Source organism: Mesorhizobium sp. WSM4847 (assembly GCF_055811335.1).
This window is the reverse complement of the sequence record NZ_JBVVPY010000005.1, coordinates 325,737-348,237: the sequence shown is the minus strand read 5'-3', so window position 1 is coordinate 348,237 and position 22,501 is coordinate 325,737. Positions and strand designations below refer to the sequence as shown.

At 60.2% G+C, this 22,501-nt stretch carries 24 protein-coding genes, 2 tRNA genes and 2 pseudogenes; 17 read left to right on the top strand and 11 right to left on the bottom strand.

Features of this window, described 5'->3' with window-relative positions; genetic code table 11:
• Nucleotides 1-38: 38 nt before the first annotated feature.
• From AC0L28_RS09845 to AC0L28_RS09835, 3 genes are all read left to right on the top strand, one after another.
• Nucleotides 39-359 (top strand): DUF3606 domain-containing protein, encoded by a 321-nt coding sequence (locus tag AC0L28_RS09845; protein ID WP_287257902.1) that lies wholly within the window; start codon nucleotides 39-41, stop codon nucleotides 357-359.
• 277 nt (nucleotides 360-636) lie between these two features.
• Entirely contained in the window at nucleotides 637-2,040 is a 1,404-nt protein-coding gene (locus AC0L28_RS09840; protein WP_473477089.1) for a sensor histidine kinase, read from the top strand.
• Complete coding sequence (locus AC0L28_RS09835) at nucleotides 2,040-2,714, top strand: LuxR C-terminal-related transcriptional regulator (RefSeq protein WP_128166726.1); 675 nt, start codon at nucleotides 2,040-2,042, stop codon at nucleotides 2,712-2,714. The genes AC0L28_RS09840 and AC0L28_RS09835 overlap by 1 nt, the downstream gene beginning before the upstream one ends.
• Before the next feature lie 34 nt (nucleotides 2,715-2,748).
• Here AC0L28_RS09835 and AC0L28_RS09830 read toward each other — a convergent pair whose 3' ends face one another.
• Nucleotides 2,749-3,366, bottom strand: coding sequence for a hypothetical protein (locus tag AC0L28_RS09830; protein WP_473477039.1), 618 nt, complete (start codon nucleotides 3,364-3,366; stop codon nucleotides 2,749-2,751).
• Nucleotides 3,367-4,209: 843 nt separating this feature from the next.
• The gene (locus AC0L28_RS09825) at nucleotides 4,210-4,947 is read right to left on the bottom strand and encodes a DUF1236 domain-containing protein (RefSeq protein ID WP_473477036.1); all 738 of its coding nucleotides are present in this window, start codon (nucleotides 4,945-4,947) and stop codon (nucleotides 4,210-4,212) included.
• Between the two features lie 749 nt (nucleotides 4,948-5,696).
• Here AC0L28_RS09825 and AC0L28_RS09820 point away from each other — a divergent pair.
• The 4 genes from AC0L28_RS09820 to AC0L28_RS09805 all read left to right on the top strand — a co-directional run bounded on the left by AC0L28_RS09820 (nucleotide 5,697) and on the right by AC0L28_RS09805 (nucleotide 9,344).
• Nucleotides 5,697-5,999, top strand: coding sequence for a DUF982 domain-containing protein (locus AC0L28_RS09820; RefSeq protein ID WP_023803628.1), 303 nt, complete (start codon nucleotides 5,697-5,699; stop codon nucleotides 5,997-5,999).
• Between the two features lie 567 nt (nucleotides 6,000-6,566).
• On the top strand, nucleotides 6,567-7,040 hold the full coding sequence (locus tag AC0L28_RS09815; protein WP_473477087.1) for a (2Fe-2S)-binding protein: 474 nt from the start codon (nucleotides 6,567-6,569) through the stop codon (nucleotides 7,038-7,040).
• A gap of 11 nt (nucleotides 7,041-7,051) precedes the next feature.
• Entirely contained in the window at nucleotides 7,052-7,300 is a 249-nt protein-coding gene (locus AC0L28_RS09810; protein ID WP_128177179.1) for a hypothetical protein, read from the top strand.
• Between the two features lie 772 nt (nucleotides 7,301-8,072).
• A complete protein-coding gene (locus AC0L28_RS09805) occupies nucleotides 8,073-9,344 on the top strand; it encodes an FAD-dependent oxidoreductase (RefSeq protein WP_473477033.1) in 1,272 nt (423 codons plus the stop codon).
• A gap of 340 nt (nucleotides 9,345-9,684) precedes the next feature.
• Here the strand turns inward: AC0L28_RS09805 and AC0L28_RS09800 are convergent, their stop codons facing one another.
• Complete coding sequence (locus AC0L28_RS09800; protein WP_128177175.1) at nucleotides 9,685-11,268, bottom strand: acetolactate synthase large subunit; 1,584 nt, start codon at nucleotides 11,266-11,268, stop codon at nucleotides 9,685-9,687.
• A gap of 18 nt (nucleotides 11,269-11,286) precedes the next feature.
• Nucleotides 11,287-11,496, bottom strand: a complete 210-nt coding sequence (locus AC0L28_RS09795) for a hypothetical protein (protein ID WP_128177173.1) — start codon at nucleotides 11,494-11,496, stop codon at nucleotides 11,287-11,289.
• 581 nt (nucleotides 11,497-12,077) lie between these two features.
• Here AC0L28_RS09795 and AC0L28_RS09790 point away from each other — a divergent pair.
• The 3 genes and pseudogenes from AC0L28_RS09790 to AC0L28_RS09780 all read left to right on the top strand — a co-directional run bounded on the left by AC0L28_RS09790 (nucleotide 12,078) and on the right by AC0L28_RS09780 (nucleotide 13,361).
• Nucleotides 12,078-12,362, top strand: a complete 285-nt coding sequence (locus AC0L28_RS09790) for a DUF982 domain-containing protein (protein WP_128177168.1) — start codon at nucleotides 12,078-12,080, stop codon at nucleotides 12,360-12,362.
• Between the two features lie 162 nt (nucleotides 12,363-12,524).
• Nucleotides 12,525-12,856: pseudogene (locus tag AC0L28_RS09785) on the top strand (ATP-dependent DNA ligase); the annotation flags it as partial.
• 76 nt (nucleotides 12,857-12,932) lie between these two features.
• A complete protein-coding gene (locus AC0L28_RS09780) occupies nucleotides 12,933-13,361 on the top strand; it encodes a hypothetical protein (RefSeq protein ID WP_473477093.1) in 429 nt (142 codons plus the stop codon).
• A gap of 85 nt (nucleotides 13,362-13,446) precedes the next feature.
• On the opposite strand, the gene AC0L28_RS09775 is transcribed toward AC0L28_RS09780, so the two are convergent.
• The gene (locus AC0L28_RS09775; protein WP_128171168.1) at nucleotides 13,447-13,992 is read right to left on the bottom strand and encodes a group I truncated hemoglobin; all 546 of its coding nucleotides are present in this window, start codon (nucleotides 13,990-13,992) and stop codon (nucleotides 13,447-13,449) included.
• Between the two features lie 436 nt (nucleotides 13,993-14,428).
• Between AC0L28_RS09775 and AC0L28_RS09770 the strand changes: the two genes are divergently transcribed.
• Nucleotides 14,429-14,722 (top strand): hypothetical protein, encoded by a 294-nt coding sequence (locus AC0L28_RS09770; protein WP_473477029.1) that lies wholly within the window; start codon nucleotides 14,429-14,431, stop codon nucleotides 14,720-14,722.
• A 128-nt stretch (nucleotides 14,723-14,850) separates the two neighbouring features.
• Here AC0L28_RS09770 and AC0L28_RS09765 read toward each other — a convergent pair whose 3' ends face one another.
• From AC0L28_RS09765 to AC0L28_RS09755, 3 genes are all read right to left on the bottom strand, one after another.
• Nucleotides 14,851-15,534, bottom strand: a complete 684-nt coding sequence (locus AC0L28_RS09765) for a gamma-glutamylcyclotransferase (protein ID WP_287181150.1) — start codon at nucleotides 15,532-15,534, stop codon at nucleotides 14,851-14,853.
• Nucleotides 15,535-15,693: 159 nt separating this feature from the next.
• Entirely contained in the window at nucleotides 15,694-16,185 is a 492-nt protein-coding gene (locus AC0L28_RS09760; protein ID WP_473477027.1) for a hypothetical protein, read from the bottom strand.
• Between the two features lie 83 nt (nucleotides 16,186-16,268).
• A complete protein-coding gene (locus AC0L28_RS09755) occupies nucleotides 16,269-16,391 on the bottom strand; it encodes a hypothetical protein (protein ID WP_287119453.1) in 123 nt (40 codons plus the stop codon).
• A 48-nt stretch (nucleotides 16,392-16,439) separates the two neighbouring features.
• On the opposite strand from AC0L28_RS09755, the gene AC0L28_RS09750 reads away from it, so the two are divergent.
• Nucleotides 16,440-16,691 carry a hypothetical protein gene (locus AC0L28_RS09750; RefSeq protein WP_128171165.1) on the top strand — a complete coding sequence of 84 codons (252 nt, stop codon included), beginning with the start codon at nucleotides 16,440-16,442 and terminating at the stop codon, nucleotides 16,689-16,691.
• 22 nt (nucleotides 16,692-16,713) lie between these two features.
• Here AC0L28_RS09750 and AC0L28_RS09745 read toward each other — a convergent pair.
• The 3 genes and pseudogenes from AC0L28_RS09745 to AC0L28_RS09735 all read right to left on the bottom strand — a co-directional run.
• Nucleotides 16,714-16,870: pseudogene (locus tag AC0L28_RS09745) on the bottom strand (XRE family transcriptional regulator); the annotation flags it as partial.
• A gap of 330 nt (nucleotides 16,871-17,200) precedes the next feature.
• Nucleotides 17,201-17,581, bottom strand: a complete 381-nt coding sequence (locus tag AC0L28_RS09740; protein ID WP_128176470.1) for a hypothetical protein — start codon at nucleotides 17,579-17,581, stop codon at nucleotides 17,201-17,203.
• Nucleotides 17,582-17,731: 150 nt separating this feature from the next.
• Nucleotides 17,732-17,806: transfer RNA gene (locus tag AC0L28_RS09735), tRNA-Asn, on the bottom strand.
• A gap of 221 nt (nucleotides 17,807-18,027) precedes the next feature.
• On the opposite strand from AC0L28_RS09735, the gene AC0L28_RS09730 reads away from it, so the two are divergent.
• The 5 genes from AC0L28_RS09730 to AC0L28_RS09710 all read left to right on the top strand — a co-directional run bounded on the left by AC0L28_RS09730 (nucleotide 18,028) and on the right by AC0L28_RS09710 (nucleotide 22,233).
• Complete coding sequence (locus AC0L28_RS09730) at nucleotides 18,028-18,288, top strand: hypothetical protein (RefSeq protein ID WP_023802589.1); 261 nt, start codon at nucleotides 18,028-18,030, stop codon at nucleotides 18,286-18,288.
• A 328-nt stretch (nucleotides 18,289-18,616) separates the two neighbouring features.
• Nucleotides 18,617-18,690, top strand: a tRNA-Cys gene (locus tag AC0L28_RS09725).
• A gap of 137 nt (nucleotides 18,691-18,827) precedes the next feature.
• Nucleotides 18,828-19,496: a protein-L-isoaspartate O-methyltransferase family protein gene (locus AC0L28_RS09720; RefSeq protein WP_023802588.1), complete on the top strand. Its 669-nt coding sequence runs from the start codon at nucleotides 18,828-18,830 to the stop codon at nucleotides 19,494-19,496.
• Nucleotides 19,497-19,682: 186 nt separating this feature from the next.
• The gene (locus AC0L28_RS09715; RefSeq protein ID WP_023802587.1) at nucleotides 19,683-21,089 is read left to right on the top strand and encodes a TolC family outer membrane protein; all 1,407 of its coding nucleotides are present in this window, start codon (nucleotides 19,683-19,685) and stop codon (nucleotides 21,087-21,089) included.
• Nucleotides 21,090-21,303: 214 nt separating this feature from the next.
• Complete coding sequence (locus AC0L28_RS09710; protein WP_023802586.1) at nucleotides 21,304-22,233, top strand: PopZ family protein; 930 nt, start codon at nucleotides 21,304-21,306, stop codon at nucleotides 22,231-22,233.
• Nucleotides 22,234-22,501 lie beyond the last annotated feature (268 nt).

The window sequence follows — 22,501 nt, the reverse complement described above, 5'->3', positions numbered from 1 at the left end:
TCGTCAGCTGATGAACGACCGACTTAACGATGTGGCTGATGGACGAAGATATCTGCGCAGCTAAGTCCCTTCCTGCGCCGATAAGGGACCACCCGCCATTCCTCGATTTGGCGGGTGGTCCCTCGTTTGCGTCCAATGTTCAAACGAGCTTTAGTGGGAAAACGGAAATGGACGACAACAACAAAGATCGATCGTTTCTCGACCGCGACCGCCTGTCGGTGGACCAGTATTACGAGGTGGAGCATTTCGCGCGAGAAAATGGCGTTTCGCCCAGCCAGGTCAGCAGGCTGATCAAAAAGAACGGCAACGATCGGGTGACCCTTACGCAAGCGGTGAGAGCATTGCGCGACCGGAAGTGAAAGACGCCGCACCTTCCGCCGCGCTGCCAGGGGCGACCGGTGCCTGCAGCACGTGGTTGAGGAGTCATATTTGCTGCCTCGCTCAACCATGGCAGTGGCGCTTGCGCAAAAAACCGCAAGGTTGCGGTTTTCGTCCAGCCCGCAAGCCCTAAGTTCCCTTGTTATTGATCGGTGCAGATCAAAGATGGCGTCATTTAGCGTCGTTCGACGACAGATTGGCTGGTTCTCTCGAATCGTGCCGCTGGCGCGACGCGCCGCCGACCGGGCCAGTGGAGATATGGCGCCATACAGACCGACAAGATTGCTCGATCGGTGGAATGCACTGTCGCTGGCCACTCAGTTTCTGCTCGCCGGCGGGCTGTTCTCGCTGTCGGCGATGATCGTGGTGGGAATGTCCGTGACAAGCCAGATAGAAGCCGCCGTCACCCGGAACTCGGCCGCCTCTACCGCTCTTTACGTCGACAGCGTCATCGCGCCGCTGCTTCCCGACATGCGCAAGAGTGAGATGCTGGACGAGAGCGTTGCGCACGCGCTGGATGAAACGCTGGGACAAGGCGCACTCGGCACAAGGCTCGAATCGTTCAAGCTCTGGCGCCGCGATGGCACCATCCTCTATTCAACCAATAAAAATTTGGTCGGGAAGCGCCTTCCACTCAGCGACAATCTCCGGGCCGCATTCGCCGGCGACATGGTTGCTGAATTGGACAGGGACTATGATAACCAGGCTGAGAGGGACAGCAGCCTGCATCTTCTTGAAATCTATAATCCGATGCTTCAGCCGTGGTCGGGCGAAGTCGTGGCTGTTTTGGAATTCGACGAGATCGCCACCGATTTTGAAAAGGATCTCCGGCAGGCACTCGTTCGGACCTGGTTCGATGTCGCAGCAGTCACCGCGGTTTTTTTCCTCGGGCTTTCGGTGATCGTTTTTCGTGGCAGCCGCACGATTCGTTCCCAGAGCCGCTCCTTGAAGCAGCGTATTGCCGAACTTTCCGATCTGGTCGCTCAAAACAGAATGTTGAGGCTGCGGGTGCAACGTGCTTCGCAGCGCGCCACGGCACTTAACGAACGTCACCTCAGGCGAATCGGCGCGGACCTGCACGACGGGCCGGCGCAGTTGGTTGCCCTCGCTGCGCTGGGGATTGACAGCCCCGTGCTGACCGATCCGGCCACGCCGGCTGCGGCGCGCGCACGGGAATTGCAGGTGGTCAAAGCGAATCTGGACGATGCGATGCGAGAAATCAGGAATGTCAGCAAGGGTCTTATGCTGCCGCATGTCGAGAATGCCGAGTTGACGGAAATCCTCGAGCTTGCCGTGCGAGCGCACGAAGAGCGGACCGGCGTCAAAGTGATGCTGTCCATGACCGGGAGCCACACACCCTTGTCGCCAGCGGCCAAGATCTGCATCTTTCGCTTCATTCAGGAGGCGCTGAACAACGGCTTTCACCATGCCGGGGGTGCCGATCAATCGGTCGCGAAACATTTCGACGGGGAGCGCGTTTCTATCGAGGTTTCCGACACCGGCCCAGGTTTCGACCCGAAGATCATCCATCCTGAACGGCTGGGGCTCATCGGGCTGCGTGAGCGGGTAGAAAGCCTCGGCGGCCAATTTGATGTAACATCTTCACAGAACGGCACGGTGGTGAAAATGGTTCTCAACACAGTCGAAATAGGACAGGCGTGATGGCAGCGGCCATAAAGCTCGCCATTGTCGACGACCATCCGCTGTTCAGGGAAGGCGTTGTGCGCACCCTCGAGCAGATCGGCGGGTTCGAGATCGTTGCCCAAGGCAGCAGTAGAGATGACGCCTTGCGGATATCGGAAGACCAGCAACTCGATATTCTGCTGATGGACATCTCAGTGCCTGGAGGGGGCCTCAGCGCAGTCGAGCCGGCCCTGGAGCGGCACCCGGATCTGAAAATCGTGATGCTGACCGTTTCGGAGGAAAACCAGCACGTCATGGCCGCCTTGCAGAGCGGGGCAAGAGGCTATGTCCTAAAAGGTGTCGGATCGAGAACCCTGGCCGCCATACTGCGCACGGTGGCGATGGGCGAACGGTATGTTTGTCCGCAATTGTCGGCGCGCGTGTTGGTCGACCTGTCCAGCCAACCAACCGCGATCGAGAAACCCGACGTTCTGGGCGAACTCACCAGTCGCGAAAGAGAGATCCTGACGCTCGTTGCCGCGGGATTGAGCAACAAGCGGATCGGTCTTCAGCTGAACCTGCACGAGAAAACCATAAAGCACCACATGACGCGGATTCTGGCCAAGCTCAATGTGAGCAACCGGACCGAAGCCGCGATGACATTGCGCGACGCGACCGAGCATCAGCATCCGCCTGTCCGCGATCCTGCATGAAGCAAGACAGCCTTGCGGCCTGTGGAACGCGCCATCACTCGATCATCCGGAGCAGTCTTGCCCGATCGGATTTCTTTGCCTGCCGCCGAATGATGGTGCGGCCCATGGCATCGCGCATCTCGTAATGGCCGCCGTCGATGCGCTCGCTCAGCCCGTTGGAATGCACCACACCCACGCTTGCCCCGCGCACCTCGATCCGGTCTCCAGTGGTCACGTTGATATACGTCTTGGGCTTGTTGCCAGGATTTAGCGCGGTAGCCGGATTTGTCGGGGGAGTGACGTTCAGTGCTTTTGTTTTGTTCGCATTGCCGTTCGGGTCCGTGGCCTGTGGGGCTGCGGCATTTCCAGGGTCTGTGGCATTTCCAGGGTCTGTGGCATTTCCAGGGTCTGTGGCATTTCCAGGAGCGTTTCCAGAGTTGTCGGGGCTTTCAGTGTCTCCTGAGTTGCCGGAGCCAGAGTTGCCGGAGCCGGAGTTGCCGGAGCCAGAGTTGCCGGAGCCGGAGTTGCCGGAGCCGGAGTTGCCGGAATCAGAGTTGCCGGAGTCTGAGTTCCCAGCGTTCCCAGAGTTCCCTTGTGCCCAGGCGGCCTGTGGGCTTAGCGTCAGGGACAGGCCGTCCTGTGCCACACGGTAGGGGCTGACGACGAGAACCAAGGCCGATGCGCTCAGGCAGATGGCGACGCGAAGCCCTCGAAGAGATTTGAGACTGCGCTGCGATTGAGGCCGGGCAGGCCGCGCACCGGCGAGAACTCTTGTCTCACAATGCTTCGGGCGCTGCGGCCGTATTGCGTCTGTGATCAATGAATTTGCCAATAGCACGCCAGAATATCCTTTTACCGTCACGCCCTATGTTGCATCTCTGCCTATTTCGAATTCGCCCAAGTCAATCCTTCGCCCAAGCCAATCTTCTGAACTGCACCGATTTATCAGGCTTTCGCCATCATCGGGCTGTGTCAAGACCCACCAGTCTCGAGGGGGAGAACCGGTGGGTCTCGCTGGCGCAGGAAGGGACTCATGACTGCGCGAGTGCGTTGCCTTCATCGGTGGACCTCATCAGCCGATGAAAAGCCCAACGGCTGCAACCCCGAACGCCAGGCCAAATATCGGAAAAAGCAGCCAACGTGCCTGGTGAATGCTGGGGTCCATTGCAGCCTCCTGTCACGGTGTCGGGATCGCAACGACGCCAGCAGAAGCTCGGTTCCTACAAACTCCCCCATTTCAGGCTTTTGCCATAGCGGTCCCGGACCAAAGCACTGCCTGGGCCAGCCCATGGTCGGCAAGCGGCCAGACCGAAGTCCTAGCTCAGGCCTTTTGAGCAGGGAGGACGCCGTCCAGATGTAATCCAGGTGGGAAGCGGCTGAAGAAACCTCGACACGCAGAAAGCCTGTCAGTTTGAACAGGCGTAATAACCGTGCCTTTGGTGGCAGAGACTGGTCCATGCAAACGAGGGCTCCGCCGTGGGGGCAGCGGACCCCTCGTTTAGCCCGAACTAGGGCGTCAGGCCAGAATAAGGACGATCTTGAATGTATCCGGGTCGACGATGACGATACGGCCATCGGCCAACACGAAATACTGGTACTCTTCGTAAGCTGGGACGATCTCGATGATTCGCCGTGGCAGAGGACGCAGTTCAACCCTCTGCCGCGGAACCTCGACACCCACCGAGATGTCAAAATCGACGTCGGCAACCGGTTCGACCTTTTCCTCCTTGAGGATCTGGGTGATTTGCGTTTTCTGTTCAACGGTCACATTGCTGATCGCGCCGGTCTCCGTCTCATCCTGTGACTGAGTAGTGCCCTGGGTCTGCTGCTCGGTGGTGGTACCGGCCTCGCCCTGAGTCTGTTTCTCAGTGGTGGCGCCGGCCTCGCCCTGAGTCTGTTGCTCGGTGGTGGCGCCGGCCTCGCCCTGGGTCTGCTGCTCGGTCTGGGTCTTGGCCTTGTCCTGCGCCTGTTGCTCAGTTGTGGCGCCAGCCTCGCCTTGAGTCTGCTGCTCGGTGGTTACGCCGGCTTTACCCTGGGCTTGCTCGTCTGTCTGCATCTTCGCCTTGCCTTGAGCCTGCTCCTCGGTGGTGGCGCCGGCCTTACCCTGTTTGCCCCTCGCACCTTCCGGGCAACCGGCCGAGCCAGCCGGGCAGTCGGTGCCGGACTGGCTTTGGGCCGGCTGCTGTTCCTGAGCGAATGCTGCGCCACAGCCAACGCCTATGGCCAGCATACTGGTGATCAGAACTTTTTTCACGAGACGTCTCCTTCGAAAAGTCTGTCCCTTCATGGGGAAAACCACCTCTGGAATGTTTTGTTCCAAGCGAATTGACCGGGCGCGGAAGCCGCGTCCAGGCGCGCGCCGGACTGAGCCAGCGAGCGCGCCGAATAGGCCGTGTCCTTGTTCCAGCAGAGGCGCGGGCTCTCCGTTCGGCCCACCCTTCCAACTGGCGGTTGGTAGACGCCGGGCAGCCAGCACGCGAATGATTTTTCTCGGTCCGCGCGCACCGGGCACATCTCAGCCCCCCCAAGCCGTGCTTGACCGCTTGATCGCCCCGTCGCACCTGCGGGTACGGCGGGCTTTTTTTGCCTGTGCCAGTCTGTGAGGCTGGAACACTGTCCTGCGAGGAAAATTTAGTGCCAGCAGCGTAGTATTGTCCCCTCATACAATGCTGCGAGATCGGTAGCTCCGGTCAACCCGCGTCTTCTCCCCGAGGGCGCGGGCTTTCTGCTGTTGTCCGGGCCTTCCGGCGTGACGAATGCTGCCGACGGCCTTTGCGAGAGTTCGGTTTCATCGGGAGCGATGGCGTTCGCCCGTCCTCGGCTGCGGGTTGCAGCGCTACACAGCGACGTTCCGCATGCGGTCCCTGTCCTGCGAGGAGGTTTGCTTCAGTCCCGAATTGGCCGTTCCTTGACAGCAAAAAGTGCGCTTCACATATTTTCCGCAGCCGTCGCTCACGGCTCTCTTGGAAGCTCAAACACTCGTTCAGTTGAATGGAGGTTCTAATGAACGACAGGACTTTCGACCGGCCTGTTTTCGTCAGGAAAGGGGAGTTCATGGTGGAAGAAATCGAATGCCTGGCTGATGCTTTCGAGTTCCTGCAGGAATGGCCGAACAATCGCAGAGGGCCAATCTTTGACACGGCGTTCCGCGCCTGCCAGCGCGCCTATGATGGCCAGGTTCCCATTTCAGTTGCACGCGAGGCCTTCGCCGGCTTCGCGAGATCGGCCAAGATCCTCGAGGACGTCTCTGCAGCAATGCCCTGGATGACGGCACAGAAAACCGGTCGCGGTGGCGTTACTGCCTAACCGATGTAGCTGCCTGAGGCGCGTTGCGTTGGAATGGACTCGTGCGACGCATGCGGCGCGCTTGGGGTTTACGCATGCCGTTATTGCAAACCGCTGCGCACCCTCAGTTCCTGCCCGAGGGCGTGCTTTGCGCGACATGCATTACATTAGCGAAAAGATGGCCGGCGCCGCAGGGAGCGGGGGAGGTGGGGTCGCCTAGGGTGGCGCCGAGCCAGGCGAATGGCCGGGGCAGGAGACATACCTGCCCGGAACTGCTCATTCACCGCCGCCACACCCGCCGCCACAGCCATCACCGCATCCACCACCGCCGCCGCCGCAGCCTCCGCCATTAGCGTTCCGTCTGTTTCTTCGCGGCCGCCCGACCGGAAGCAGGCGCGTAAGGGCGACGAATGCCGCCATTCCGACAATCAACATCCACGCGGATGAATTCCAATCGAGACTCCATCCTGCCCACAAAACGAAGAAGGCATAGAAGGCAGCGGTGCCGAGTTGGCTCTTCGTGACATATGGCAGCCGCGATGTCTCGACGACCGTGTGTCGCTCGGCGTCCCCGAAAACCTACCGGCCATGATCTCACTGAATATCAACGGGCGAGAGCACGAGATTGACGTTGACCCCGAAACTCCGATCCTTTGGGTCCTGCGTGACACGCTCGGAATGAGCGGCACCAAATTCGGCTGCGGGGCAGCGCTCTGTGGCGCCTGTACGGTGCATCTGGATGGCGAGGCAATCCGCTCGTGCAGCACACCGGTTTCCGCCGTTGAAAGCGGCAGGATCACCACGATTGAAAAGACAACCGACGGCACCGACCGTGTCGGCGCGGCTGTCCAAGCTGCATGGGTCAGGCACGACGTGGCACAATGCGGCTACTGTCAGAGCGGCCAGATCATGAGCGCGACGGCTTTGCTCGCGTCGCTGTCGCCCGGCGCGCAGCCGACCGCCGAAGAGATCGACTCCGCCATGGCCGGAAACATATGCCGCTGTGGAACCTATGCCCGTATCCGCGCCGCTATAGCCGACGCCGCCAGCACCCTCGTCTGAAGGAGACGCATATGTTCCCCAACATGGATCACAAAGAGCTGCCGCGTGCGCTGCAACACATCATGGAACGGGGCCGTTCGGCCGGCCCGCGAGCGTCTATTCCGGCACGGTTGACCCGGCCGGCAATCCAGGCCGACACGCTGTTGCTGTCGTTTCTCAGCCTTGGCGGCCCGCTCGACAACCGAGCCGGCGTTCGGGCTCAAACCAATGGTGTCACGTCCAACGCCGATTTCCGGCATCAGACAGAGGCGAGGGACTGATCGATGCAGGGCTATGGCTTCTAGTCAGGGCGGAACTTCAGCGATTTCCAATGATTGTATGTGACCAGCGGGCACGCACCTCCGTTGCCCGCTGCAGATCGGGCCGCAACAACCCGATCGGGCCCGCGCTCTCCGCCAGAGGCGCGGGCTTTTCAGTGACAGCCCGTAAGGCCCGTGGCCGAAGAGAGGGACGACTCCAACAATGCGTTACCCGGTTTTCACAGTTGGACGATCCTCTACGGTTAGGGGCTTAGCTCGGTGCTAGCTGCCAAGCGCTAGCGGTGAAAACCTGACGCTTGATACCCGAAAGGGAATACCGCTTTGGGTGGTTTCTGCCCTCCGCCTCGCCAATCGAAACGAGCAGGCAGCGCCAGAAGCGGACGCCCTGCGACGACTTTGTGAACGTCTCAATCGGGGCCGTAAGCGGACCGGCAGCTTTGGGCTGCGAATATTCAAGATCGGACATTCAGGTTGGTGTGGGCATCGTCGTGACCTGAACTCAAGCGGACGTCTGCCAGACAGGTTTCCCCTCGCCACCTCAGGGATAACTGCGCCCCAAGCAGTTACAAAAGGCTCAATGAAGATTTGAACGACGCCAACTCATCGTATGCGATCGGAACCGAGTGTTGCTGTTCTGTGTACACGCCGGACCGCACATCGGAAACAAACTCGCCGCGCGCATATCGCCCACCGCTGCCATGTGATAGCCTTTTGACTCAGTCGTGGCCGAAGCCGCTGGATTAGCCAACTGAAAATTCGCTCGGTGTCAGCCATGCCAGATCGAAAAAGCGAGACTCGATGGTCCAACGGCGCTGGCGCTGACCACGACCTGATAATCGTTGGTGGTGGTCTTGCAGGGGCTTCGCTGGCCATCGCCCTCGCCGGCCGCGGCTTGAGAATACTCATTGTCGAACACCAAGACGAATTCAGGGACCGCATCCGCGGCGAGGTTCTCATGCCCTGGGGGAGTCTAGAGGCGCGGCGCCTGGGCATCTACGACTTGCTTCTGGAAAGCTGCGCCATGGAGGCAGCCTATTATTCGAGATTCAGGAGCGGCTCACCGCCCGCTGTGCGCGACCTGCTTGCGACGACGCCCGGCGAAACCTGCTGCATGACATTTCCCCATCCGCAGATGCAAACAGTCCTCTTGCAACATGCCGAGAGTCTAGGAACCACGGTCACGCGTGGTCACGTAGCCTCCTCGGTGACCCTTGGAGACGTGCCACGAGTTCACATCGGCGGTGACAGCAAAGGCCTCTCTGCGCGCCTGGTCGTTCTGGCAGACGGCCGAGATTCGCGGTTGCGCTCACTTCTCGGTTTTGAGGTGAGGCATGACCCCGAGCAACTCGTTACGGCCGGCATGATCCTGGAGGGCGAAGTCGATTGTTCGGAGTTTTTGGCCGGCAATGCTCCGCCACCGGCAAGCACTATCAACCTCTTCTATGATCCCAAGGGCGGGCGAATGGTGATCGCGATGCGAATTGCGCCCGGTCGCAACCGTATCTATCTCATCTATCACAAGGATGTACTGCCGAAGCGCTTGTCCGGCCGCCATTCGGTAGAAGAAATGGTCCTGCAGCTTAAGGCTACAGGCGCGCCGGGCCACTGGTTTGATCGAGCACGGCAGGCGGGTCCATTTGCCAGCTTCGACGGATCGCACCGATGGGTCGACAGACCTTATCGCGACGGGGTCGTTCTGATTGGCGATACGGCCGCCGCCACCGATCCTGCCTGGGGCAGGGGGTTGTCGCGAACGCTTCGCGATGTCCGGTTGTTGCGGGATCAATTGCTGGATAGTTCCGATTGGCGATCGGCAGCGGAAGCCTACGCCAGCGACCACGATGATTTCTACGGCCGAATGCGACGCTTGGAGGAGATGGAGACAGCTCTGCTGTTCGAGCGGGGAGAAGCGGCTGACCGGCGGCGCGAGCATGCATTCGCACTTTTTGCTCGTGATCCGGCACGTATCCCCGATGCAACCGGACTAGGGCCCGAGGCGCCGTCAGATGATCAGGCGCGTGCCCGTTATTTCGGGGAAATCTGAGATCTTCGCAACGGGGCGGCAACGACCACGTCATTCGACAACCGGAAGTCCGACCCGTCGCGTTAATGCCGGAGTGGGTCGGACCGAGACATTCCGCCAGTAGCTGGCCAATGACTGCTCATGGCGCAACCACGACCCTCAGCGTGGTTCTTGGGATGTCGGCTTTCAGAAAGGGGCAATGCTGATCTCAATGTCCGATTTTAGGCGCAAATCGGACGTTGGCCAATGTCCGACTCCAAGGGTGCCGTATGCGGTCATCACGCGGGTCCGCAATGGACTGGAATTTTACCATCTGAACCGGAACGAACAGGCAATGTCTCGGGCCATTGAGGCACATTCATCAAACTCGGACCTCGATTAGAAACGGCCCATGGCGCGACAAGGCCGCGTCAAGCAGCGTACTGAACGTCTCGCAGGTGGTGGCAACTGCTGCCTCTACTCCCAAACCGCGCGCAAGGGAGACCCAATCGATTGGGGGATTATCGAGATCGAGCATTCGTTGAGCATTTGTCCCGATGGAGGCGACCCCCACGTTACGCATCTCGGCGTGGAGGATGGCGTAAGTCCGATTTGAGAAGATGATCGTCGTCACGTCGAGATGCTCGCGGGCTTGCGTCCAAAGCCCCTGCACGGTGTACATGGCGCTCCCGTCGGCCTGGAGATTAATTACCTTTCGATCCGGGCACCCGATAGCAGCACCAGTTGCCAGAGGGATGCCGTCACCGATGGATCCCCCCGTCGGCGAGATGAAGTCATGTGGAGCCGCAAAGGCGGAGAGCGCGAAGAACCGTCGGCCAGAGGTTATTGCCTCCTCGCATATGATGGCGTTCTCGGGAATTTTGTGCGTCACAATAACCGCAACCGCATCGTCGGTCAGTTGTCCAACTGGATAGCCTTCGTCTCCATTTGGCGCGATCAGTTGCAGCGACTGCGTTCGCTTCACGCCGAGCTCGTCATGCAGTGCTTCCAGCGCTCCCTTCAAATCCTCGCCGTGCTTGGCCAAGGTCAGGACCGTACAACCATCCCGAACCAGTCTGCCCGGCTTTCCGGGGTACGCGAAGAACGCCACCGGTTCCGGCGCGCCGACAAGAACTAGCAGGTCGACGTCCTTCAAGACTTCGAGCGCCAAGTCGATCGGATAAGGAATGCGCACCGGAGCGACCCGCCCGAGGCCACGCTGAGTGTGGGCTACCAACACTTCGTTGAAGAGCCGAACGTCGCACGCAATCGCGATCCGGCCTGCGATTGTAAGAGCGTCGGCGCGCGCAGCGGTTCCGCTGACAACCATTGCGACGCGCCCCGGATTGGCGCGAATGGCGCTTGCCACCGCTCGCACCGTTTGAGGATCTGGCGCGCGCGATGCGTCGATCGATATCTTTCGCGAAGGCGACGGCGTGGCAACTTCTCCCCACGCGGCATCGGCAGGCAGAATCATCGTTGCAACTCCTGGCGGCGACAACGAGGCACGATAGGCCGCCTCAGCCGTAGGGCCGACATCCAGGGAACCGTTGACGCGACGCACCCAATTCGACATCGGCGCGGCCAGTCCTTCGATGTCCGTGGTCAATGGCGCGTCGAGCGGAAGGTGATAGGAAGCATGGTCACCCACGATATTTATCATCGGAGTGCGGGCGCGGCGGGCGTTGTGCAAATTGGCCAGCCCATTGGCCAGCCCTGGTCCTGTGTGAAGCAAGGTTGCGGCGGGGCGACCGGTCATTCGTGCGTAGCCGTCGGCGGCGCCGGTGACCACGCCCTCGCTGAGACCGAGCACGCATCGCAATTCTGGCTTGCGATCCAGCGCTGCAACGAAATGCATTTCCGATGTTCCCGGATTGGCGAAGCATACGGTGACATCATTCGCCAAAAGCACTTCAGCGAGGACATCCGCCCCATTCGTACGAACCGCTTGACTGTCTGCCCTCACGTGCGCCCCCCGATGGTCTCACCACGGGCATCTTTGCATGTCTTCGCGGATCGTCCAGAATAAGTTTTGCTGATCCGCGAAATCGAGCGCTTCATCGACGGCATCAAATCGGGTTCTGCGATCCTCGCTGAACTCGGGAATTTGTCTGCCTTCTGGGGCAAAGCTGTCTGTGGCCGGCCGCTTTTGAGGAATGGACGCGACCGTCGGATTGACTGCAATTGGGCGCATTGCTGCCGTTCGCAAGAGGAGAATGAAGGTCGCCTTCGGGTCAAGGGCGTGAATTCGGCACGGGCGAACGAATTTCCGCAACGGGTCGGTAGCGGGAATTTAGCGTCGGTACCAAGCGTCAGAATTTAACCACTAGGCGGCTTTCTGTCAGATATATAATCGGCGCCTTGACTAAGGCGTCTCGCCCGCGGTTCCCAAAGGTGCTGCGGGCTTTTTTTGTTGTCCGAGATGTCCTGAATCGTATTAGTTGCGCAGAATGCCTTAGCCGGAGGGGTGCTATGCCGATTTATCGAAAAGCCAATGAATTAGGCGTCTTCAGTGCATCCGAAGTAGCTACGCTGGGCCGTGTGTTCGACCGGCTCAAGCGTGAGGGCGACTCCGAACAGCTACGTGAGGCTCTCGCGTCCCGGATCCTTGCAAATTATACGGCCGGTATCACTGACGAGGACGAACTCGTCTTAGCGTCAAAACTGCCGTTAGGTCGGTAGACGCAAAGCAAAGCCCCCACAGCCCCGACGAACTTCATGCAACCACCGCCATGTCTTCGCGTTTAGCCACTTCAATTCTGGAGAGCGACAGAGATGCCGGCGTTTATATCGATTACGATCTACCTGAATGACAGGTCGATGCTAGTGGCGTCGATCCCCGATGCTGAGACGGCGCTTCAGGAACCATGGCCATTCATGGACAAGCCATCCCGACTTAGAGCAATTCGAATGATCGAGGAATGCTTGGCCGGACACTGCACCCAACAAGCCGCGTTCGATGCCTTCAAGGCGGCAGCAAGTGAACAAGGCCTTCTTAAGCGAAAGCCTCCAAGCGTAGGCCTTAGGAAATTCGACTGGGTTGCTGAAGACCTGCTGTGAGGTTGATGGATCGAATAATGCGAAAGTTGGCCAGCATGTTTTTCTGCAGCCCTGCGGACTCACGTTCCGTTCACTCTCGCTAATATAAGCCGGCCGCCTAGAATCGAATAAGTGCGTAAAATTGTAAGTACCGGCGCCGGCCGGCTCGAGTTCATTCCGCCGATGTTGCCTACCTTGGTAGCAAAGCCGCCCCAAGGCGATGACTGGATGCATGAAGCCAAATTCGACGGCTACCGGTCCCAGATCATCATCGACGCCGACGGTGTGCGGATCTTCACCCGCCGCGGCCTAGACTGGACATCGAAGTACCGCAACTGGTCGAGGCAGCCAAAGGTCTCAGCGTACAGAACGCCATCATCGACGGCGAAGTCGTCGTGTTAAATGATGCTGGCCTTTCGGATTTCGCCGCGCTGCGCAAGGCAATCACCAGGCGCCAGCACGACCTCTACTTCGTCGCGTTCGATCTGCTGCATCTTAACGGCCACGACTTGCGCGACATGGCACTTGAGGATCGGCGGGAAATCCTGGCCGGGCTTATAGGGTCTGACAGCCGTCCAGTTCAGCGAGACGATGCCGGGCGAAGCCAACGCGATCTATCATCTGATCGACGCGGCCGGGCTGGAAGGGATGGTATCGAAGCGTCGAGACAGCAAATATCGCAGCGGCCCGACCACCAATTGGCTGAAGACAAAATCCTTCACCGAAAGCGAGTTTGAACTTCTTGGCGTCGAACGCGAGCGGGGTAAGCCGGCGTTCGCCCTGATGGCCGAGCCGGAGACCCGCAAATATATCGGCAGTGCGTTCGTCAGCGTCAACCGCGAGATGCGGGAGCGACTTTGGAAGCGCGTCCATGAGCATGCCGGGCCATCGCCTAAGGACATGCCAAAGCGGCCGGCAACGCAGTGGGTCAAGCCGGGGATAAAAGCCCGCGTGAAGCATCTGAGAGGCGAGGAAGATCTTCGGCACGCCTCGCTGCAGGATTTCTGGGATGACGAGTGAGCTTCCGCTTCGATCTGAATCTCGTTTTGTTGACCCTTAAGCAGCCGCACTTGCGGTAGGTTGATTGAGTCGACCCTAAGGCGCTTCAGCCCTGCTTGACGAAGCCGGCGGTGACCTCATCTTTGTGGGCGGCGAAAGCTGCCAGGACCTCGGTTTTCTCGGGCTTCGGAACCTTGAAATGGTCCAGGGTCCGCCCGAGTTCCGCTGCGACCTCATCAAATTCCGCGGGTGAGATCCGGAGATCCCGGTGGGCTTCCTCAAGGCCAAGGTGCGTCGTGCCGGGCTTGGTGGCCACAAACTTGAAGGGCCCGCCAGAAACGTCGCAGACCCACAGCGTGCGCATGAACTTGAGGCCGGGCAGCCTTCCAAGGTTCTTGGTGTGCCATTCGCGCAGCTGCGGGTTCTCGGACGTCTGGCCGACGATGGGGTTCTTCACGATGGCGTCGCTGAAGTGATCCACCACCGCTGCGATGGCGAAGACGCCTCCCAGCCGCTCGTACAGACTGTTCTCAGGCGTGGTTTGGTTGGCCTGCGCGGAGGTATTATCCGCCGCTGCCAAAGCCATCGGGGCGACGGCCAGCCCGGCGACGACGCTTCGTCTTGTGAAAGAGGTCGAAACAACCGTTTTCATCTCTGGTCTCCTTCGAGTTGAGCCAGAGCGGCAGCAGCCTGTCTGGCAGCTTTGTTGAAGTGACATCGGATACTTTGCCGTATCCGGCATGCTCTATGGGACTAACGAGCCACCCGGCGGAATTATTCCGATCGACCGCATTCCATTGGACGAGAGCCATGACCATTAGGTGAGGGGCGATTGGCGCGGCCGCACTTATGACCAGAGCGTTGCGCCGTGCGTTGTTTCGTATCCATGGCGGTTTTCGAGATACCGAAACAGGTCTCCCTGTTCCCTCCCTAGGCGGCCTAAAATGCCTGCCGCTCAACCTCAAGAGAACCTAGCGCGACTGTCGCGGGCTGTTTCGCTCAGAGCTGCGACCAATCCGCTTGCCCTTATCATCGAAATCAGGATTATATTCCTCCCCGTTGCGGCGAACCCTTCAACGGAGATCGCCATGCCCCAAAAGACCCTCGCCGACACCCTGGCCGCCCGCGAAACCATCTATGTGAATTGCGGACACCCGATGTGCTGCAAATCGATGAAGCTCGACATTCAGGCCCTGATTGACAGGCTCGGCCGTGACCACGGCTCGATGCATGACGACCTGGTCGGGCTCTTGTCTGCTCAAATTGCAAGGCTGCCGGCCGTGACCGCCGGCAGGTGTTCTTCACATGCATTCCTGACTACGAAGGCCAGCAGCGGGCGCGCAATCGCGATTGGAAGCCAACTTTCGAACGAAGGGGGCTGAGGGTGGCCGGCGCCACTTGGGGGGCGTTGGGGTAAGGCGCTTGACGGCGCCGGCCAGGCGGATTGGGGTAGGGTCCGCCGTTGAAAACTATCGGGCTTGGCGATTCAAATAATTCAATCCACCAGTAGTCATGGTCTGAGGGTTGAGTCCCGCTGGCTCATTTCGCGGGGAAGATCTTCGGCAGTCGACGCTTCGATGCGTTCGGCTACCAGCTCTTGCAAACGCCACAATTGCCTGTCGTGAATCCCCATACCCTCAAGGTGACTTACAGTGCTGTGGAGATAGTCGGCCATGGAACCCCACGGACCGCACGCGACCGCGAGCGCGTCGGCGATCTGTTCCAGCGACAGCCCGCGGACATAGCGTCCGCTGTTCCGGTTAATCACAAAGGTGATCGCGTGAAGCGGTCCGTTCTCGCTGCGAACATTCACCCAACGCGGCGAATGAGCGGACGGCTTGGCGCGCATCTCACGACGAAAGAGCCTGCCGAGATTGGCCTCGATAGCATCCGGCGGCAGGCGATAGACTGCGCCCTTGCAATGCCCGCCACGGTCGAGCGACAACATGAGACCGGGTTTGCTGTCTGATCCTCGAAACCACCGGTCCCAACCGAGGCAGAAGGAGCGGTGCCACCCGGGCACGAAGCCCACCTGCTGCTCCACGAAATCACAGGCCGGGTTCCACATCAGCGATCCATAGGCAAAGAGCCAGACCTCATCAGCTGACGGTGCGGTGGCAAGTATCGCCCGGACGGTGTCATCATGGTCGGCGTCGGACGGCGCGGTGAAGGGCTGTGGCAGAGAATCGTCCACACTGAGGACTCTGGCGACTAGCTCGGGCGTTAGCCGCATTCGACTGGGTTTCGGGGCCATCCAGGGCATGTTGCCCCTCCCAAAGTTACTGTGGAGCAGATCACCAATGCGAGGCGCGCGCAAGTGAACGCGCACGGCAAAGGCCAAGGACGGCACCGGTCATTCTTGAACCATCCTCATACGGCTATATCGGCGGAGGCTTTCTTCGAGGACCATAGCGGTTGAGATGGCGACGCCCGTGGGTCCAAACTTCCTTGTGGATTCCAAAATGCCAAGCGTAGCTCCAGCAAACAATCTGCCGTCGTTTGATGTTGATGGATCGTTTGCCGCCAGCAGATATTCGTCAACGTCGTTGTAAAGGGCATTGGGAGCCGGCATTTTCAGTTGAGCAAGCTGATCAACCGTTGCCTTAGTTCGGCTCTCCCTCTCAAAAAACCAGAAGTATGCCATGTAGCGAGCGAAGCCGTAGAGGGCCAGCACCATTTGAGCCAACCAAATTGCGACAGTGACTGCCGCGGCTACTACCAATTCGCCAGGCCAATCGTTCCAGAGCGATGCTATGGCCAGGACGATCGCAAAATCCAAAATCGACCAAAGAATAATGCCTGCCCAAAAGCTGCGGCTCTCAGATGATTGAAACCTTGTGGCCATGATTGCCTGTGCTCCCCGCCTTGCTGGTCATCGTGGAGCAACGTTTGGTTACGCGCAAGCATCTCCGGCAACGACGGGTTTAGCTACTCCGCCGCTCCTTTCGGCAGAAAGCCCTTGGCCTCAAGGTCGTCCACTGTGAGTTTCTCGACATAGGCAGCGACCATGCGCCTGTCTGCCTTTGGGTCCTTGGAACGGAGTCGCATCATCGGCGTTACCGGCCAACCAAACGCTGCCAACGATATCGAGGAACGGGCGTGATCGAGTTGACCGAGACGGAAAAGCGCTTTCTCAAGCGCGTTGACACCATCACTCACGTTCCCTGGTCGAACAAAGTCACAGCCGCAGATGCCAAAGGCAAGCCCATGCGTATCGCAAGGGCAACGTTTGTCCGATTAAGAGACGACGGCATCATTATCCGATCTACTAGCGACCTGACCTCGAACACCTACGTCATTAATCCTGCACCCGTGACGCCACAAGTCGAGGAAGTGCAGGAAGCGTCCTGATCGGGCGGGCACGGGCGGCGCGTCAATCCTTCTTCAGCCTCACGCCGGCGCCGCCGCCATTCTCCGGGATGAACTCGACGCCGGCGGCTTCGAGGGCTGTCTGAAGATCGAGCAATGTGCGGTCATACGGCGCCCCGTTTCCCAGCTTGGAATTTTGCAATTGTCGCCTTCGCCACCTCCGGTGGTGGCGGGCTTTTTTTGCTGGGGCGGTCAGTTCGGCGCGATTAACGCTCGCTGCGATTTCCAAAACTGAGTGTCGATCGCGTCTTTAGTAGCCGCCACCGCCAGTACTGCTGGCACTGCCACTACTGCTCCCGCTCGATGTAGAGGCGGTTGGCGGTGCGGGTGGAGCCTCGCCGCGTGGTGCTGTCATGCAGGCCGTCAAAAGTAATACCGAAAACAGGATGAAGAGGCGCATATCGATAACCTCCTTTTGGTAGGGTGTTCTCTATCGACAACGTCTCAGGTCCATCATTATTCCGCGAAGTTTGATCGGAATGCCCGCCGCCTCACCGTGGCAGGCTTTTCCATTCCATCGAGGGGTAAATCAGGGTCGCGCCCTCGGCCACATAGTCAGTGACCTTCCATCCCTCAATGCAGAACTCTAAATGGACAAAGTTGGCTTCCCCCTCGTTTGCACTGAGTTCTAGGGCAGCACCGTTCTTGTCGAGGAACTCACGCAAGCGATGTCGCAATTCGTGCAGCCAAAGATCACGTTTGCCGTCTGGGGAGATCTGAAGTTCAACCGCAAGGTCAACATCGGGCCCGTGGGACGTATCTTTTTCACGCCGCTGCCCTGAGAATCGCGACCCGAATATCCACGCCCTCTCAACGATTTCCCGCTGTTCATCGAGCCACACTAGCAGGCCGGCCAACTGTTTGGACGTCATGTGAAGTCCGAAGGCGGACGGGTTTGCTGGTGGAAGAGAGCTCATATGTCGCCAGCCATGATTCGTGCAGATGTAGCCCCCAACGTAGCCCTGAACGGGTCTCGCCAACTCGATGCAAGCTACGAAAATCAGCTAAGTGCTTGAAAATGTTGGCTCCCCGGGCCGGATTCGAACCAGCGACCAACCGGTTAACAGCCGGTTGCTCTACCACTGAGCTACCGGGGAACAGAGGCTCTCATGTGAGTGGCGCAGCCTATAGCAAACCCGTTTCGGCTTTGCAAAGAAGCATTTCGTATTTTTCGGCGCTTTTTCGCGCCACGGTTTCTGGCAATCATGTGCGTGCGTCCTCATATGAGCCGTCTGGCGGGGTGCGCGGAACCGAAAAGGCGGTTGCGGCTTTCGTCAGCTAGTGCTTTTAGTTTGCCCGAACGGACCACTGACCAGACATGAGCGCAGCAAGCCACAACCACCCACCGGCACGAAAAATATCGGTCTTCGGCCGTGAGTTCACCATGCCGCGCTCGCGCGGCCTCAGGATTGCAATCGGCGTCGTGCTGATCTTCGGCGGCATTCTCGGCTTTCTGCCGATCCTGGGCTTCTGGATGGTGCCGATCGGATTGCTTGTGCTCTCCTACGAGTTTGCCGTGGTGCGTCGCCACCGGCGCCGCCTCGTCGTGTGGTGGGAGCGGCGGCGGCGGCCGAACTGACGGCTGTACCGACTTCGCAAGCCGGCAAGCCCTGCGAAGGCGTCTTTCCGGCGACCTGGCTAAATGCCCGGACTGGCTGAGAGCCTTGTTTGGAAATTCTGCTCCGACGGCCAGATGATGGCGGTTCTGCGCTTACCTACGGCGCCGCGCGTCCAATTGGAAGCGCAGCGCTCTGATGTCCGCTGCGCTCCGGTTCTCGGAGCATGCGTGTCGTTGGCTCGACGCGTGGCATCGTGGCCGAGGGGAAACCGTCGGGAATGCACCATGGCCGCTTGACGGCATTTTCGCCGCAACCTATTGGAACCGGGTGGAACGCCGGGAGCAATGAGGCCTCGTGGCGGAGTGGTTACGCAGAGGACTGCAAATCCTTGCACCCCGGTTCGATTCCGGGCGAGGCCTCCAAATGCCCAAGCTCCCGCGCACCAGCGCCCGGGGGCTTGAGTTCCAGTCGACATGAGCCGCGGTCTTGGCGCGGCAAGCGGATCGATCTTGGGCGGATTGATCTTGAACAGGTTGGTCTTGGGCGGATTGGTTGGAACATGAGCGCTGATTTTGCCGAACGTCGAGTAAAAATGGTCGACGGCCAGGTCCGCACCACCGACGTAACCAGCGCGCCGCTGCTCGAGGCGATGCTTGTCGTGCCGCGCGAGGCCTTTGTCGCCCCCGATCAGCGCGATCTGGCCTATATCGACGAGGACATCCGCATTGCCAATACCGCGGACGGCCCGCGCTATCTCATGGAGCCTTCGCCGCTGGCCAAGCTGATGCAACTGGCCGAGATCGGCCCTGGGGATTCGGCGCTCGATGTCGGCTGCGGCACCGGCTATGCGGCGGCGATCCTGTCGCGGCTGGCAAAGTCCGTCGTTGCGCTCGAAAGCGATGCGGCATTGGCCGAGACTGCGATGTCGACGCTTTCGGCGCTGGGCTGCGACAATGTCAGCGTGGTCAAGGGACCGCTGCCGGAAGGGCATGCCGCGGGAGCGCCCTACGACGTCATTTTCATCGGCGGCAGCGTGGAGAAAGTGCCGGAACCGTTGCTCGACCAGCTTGCCGAAGGCGGTCGGCTCGTCGCCGTCGAAGGGCAGGGGAATTCGGGTGTGGCCCGATTGTTCCTGAAAAAAGGGGGGGTCGTAACCGGAAGAGGCGCCTTTAATGCGGCAATTAAGCCACTACCGGGATTCGATCGTATTCGTGCGTTCGAGTTCTGAGTGATTTTGGCTTGCAGCAAAGCCGTTGTCATGTTCGCTTGCGCTTGAACAATTGTTGCTGATCCGCACAACCGGGGTGTTCTTTTGGGGGCAGACAGCAGGGAACCTGAAACACACGGCGCCGGCTGCTCGAATGGGAGAAGCCGGCGCGGTGTGGTTCCCATGCAAAACGAATGAGGGAATAACGTGCCGTCTTTACGAAAGAGTCTTTTTGTCGCCTTCCTTTCGGCGACCGCGCTTTCTCCGCTAGGCGCCTCGGCGGAAACCATTCTCGGTGCACTTTCAAAAGCCTATCAGAACAATTCCCAGCTCAATTCGGCCCGCGCCGGCGTCCGCGTCACCGATGAGGGCGTTGCCATCGCCAAGTCCGGCTGGCGCCCGACCATCACCGGTTCCGCGAACATCGACTACTCCAGGGGCCATTTCGATGCCCGTAGAAATGAGCCCAACGTGCCCGGGCAGAACGGAAAAATCGCGATAACCACCGGCAACTTTGGCGTCCAGATCGACCAGACCCTGTTCGACGGCTTTCAGACCAGGAACAACGTCGCCGCCGCCGAAGCGCAGGTCCGCGCCTCGTTCGAGAGCCTGCGCAACACCGAAGAGAACATCCTGTTCAATGCGGCAAGCGCCTACATGGACGTGATTCGCGACCGCCAAGTGGCGGTGCTGACGGAGCAGAACCTGCAGTTCCTGACCGAGCAGGCGCGCGCAGCGCGTTCGCGCTTCGAGGTCGGCGAAGGCACCCGCACCGACGTCGCACAGGCCGATGCCGAGCGCTCTTCCGCCGTGGCGGAACTGGCCGCCGCCCGCGCGCAGGCGCTGGCGAGCGCTGCGACCTATCGCCAGATCGTCGGCGACGACCCCGGCAGGCTCAGGGCCGCTTCGCCGCTGGCGAAATTGTTGCCGTCGAATCTCGATGCGGCGATCGCGATCGCATCCGTTGAGCACCCGGCCATCCTCGCTACCCAGCATCTGGTCGACGCGGCGGCGTTTTCGGTGAAATCAGCCGAAGGCGCGCTGCTGCCGCAGCTTTCGGCTTCCGCCGGCGTTTCCAGTGCCTATCGCAGATCCGATCCTCTCAGCGATCAGGATGGCACAACCAATACGGCCAACATCGGTGCCACCTTGACCATACCGATCTATTCGGGCGGGCGGACGTCGGCGATAGTGCGTCAGAACAAGGAATCGCTCAGCCAGGCCCGGATCGAGGTCGATGTCAGCCGCGACACCGTGCGGCAGGCCGTGACCTCGGCGTGGACGCAATATATCGCCGCCCAGCAAACCGTGGTGGCCAACAGGCAGGTGATCGCCGCCGCGCAGCTTGCCCTGAGCGGCGTCATCGAGGAGCGCAATGTCGGCCAGCGCACCACGCTCGACGTTCTCAACGCCCAGGCCACGCTCATCACCGCCAAGATCAACCAGGCCAGCGCCGAACGCGATTTGGTGGTGGCGAGCTATGCCATCCTGTCTGCTGTCGGTCGTCTTTCGGTCGAGCGTCTCGCCCTTCAGGTGGTGAAATACAAGCCCGAAGAACATTACAATGCGGTCAAGGACAAGTGGTTCGGCCTGCGCACGCCAGACGGCCGCTGATCACCTCACCAGTTTCAACTTCCGTCCAGTTTCAAGCTATTTAGCCCGCGCGTCCAAAAAAGGACGCGCGGGCTCTAATCTGTTGAAATCCAACATGCCCTCAGATTGGGGATTCTCGTAAGTCGATCCGTGGGTTACGCTGTCGCCATGATTCGAATCCGGCTTTGGCCGGACAGGAAATCTGCAACGAGTCACAAGGGCGGCGGATGTGACGATGGCGACGGCAAGCAGCGTACAGCGCGAACCTTCCATGGAGGAGATACTGGCTTCCATAAGGAGGATCATCGAGGACAACGACACCGGCCGCAAGCAGCCGGACGAAACGGACGACCTGCTGCAGGATCTGACGTCGGTAGCCGTGCCGGCACCGGCGGTAGCTATGCCGGCACCGGCGGCAGGCGTGGCGCCGCCGGAGGTAGGCGTGGCGCCACCAGCGGCAGGCAGGGCGCCGCCTGAGGTGAGTGCGTTTCGCGCCGAGTTGCGTCCGGGATTCGACGCCAGGAGGCCGGCCACGCTGACCGAGGTGCAGGCGCAACCGTCGGCCGTCGAGCCTGTCATCGCGCGCGGGGAGCCGCCGGTGCGTTCCGATTCGGCTCCGGTCAAATCGCCCGTGACGCTTGCTGGTGACAGGGTCGCGGCCGAAGCGGCCCCGGTCGCCAAGCCGGGGCCGGATGCGCCTGCGACGGCAAGGGTTGCGGAGACGACCGACAGTATCGTTGCCGGGTGGCGGCGTGATATCGCCGCAATTAGCGAAGCGAAGACCGTGGCCAAGCCGGACAGGGCCCCAGACAGGGCTGAGCTGCGACAGACGCCGGATTCCGAACCGAAGGCCGAAATTATCGAGGACGCGGCCGAATCTGCTTTCGAGCCGGCCCCGTCGCGAAGCGGGTTGGCGCGCCCGGCGACGAGCGAGCCACCGTCCGCTCGTCCGGCGATACTTTCCGAACATACCGGCCGGCAAGTTGCCGCCGCCTTCGGCGAGCTTTCCGATGCGTTCGCCAGCCGCAGCAAGAAAACCTTCGATGAGATGGCCGAGGAGATGCTGAGGCCCATGCTGCAGGACTGGCTGGACAACAATCTGCCGACGCTGGTCGAGCGGCTGGTGCGCGAAGAGATCGAACGTGTAGCGCGCGGCGCGCAATAACTGCTTCCAAGCGCTCGACTGGCCAATTATCGAAGTCGGCGCCGCCCCTCATCTGCCTGCCGGCATCTTCTCCCGGTTTAGGGGCGGGGAGAAGGAGCTGGCCGCAGCCTGGGCACCCTTCCTGCAACGCTCAAGGTTGGCGAAATCTTTTGCGAAGGCGTCTTTCTCCCTGTCACTATACGGGGAGAAATGCCCGGCAGGGCAATGAGGGGCAGCGCAAACCTCAAAGCGATTGCCCTGCGACACTCACTTCTGCAAGTTGCCCCGA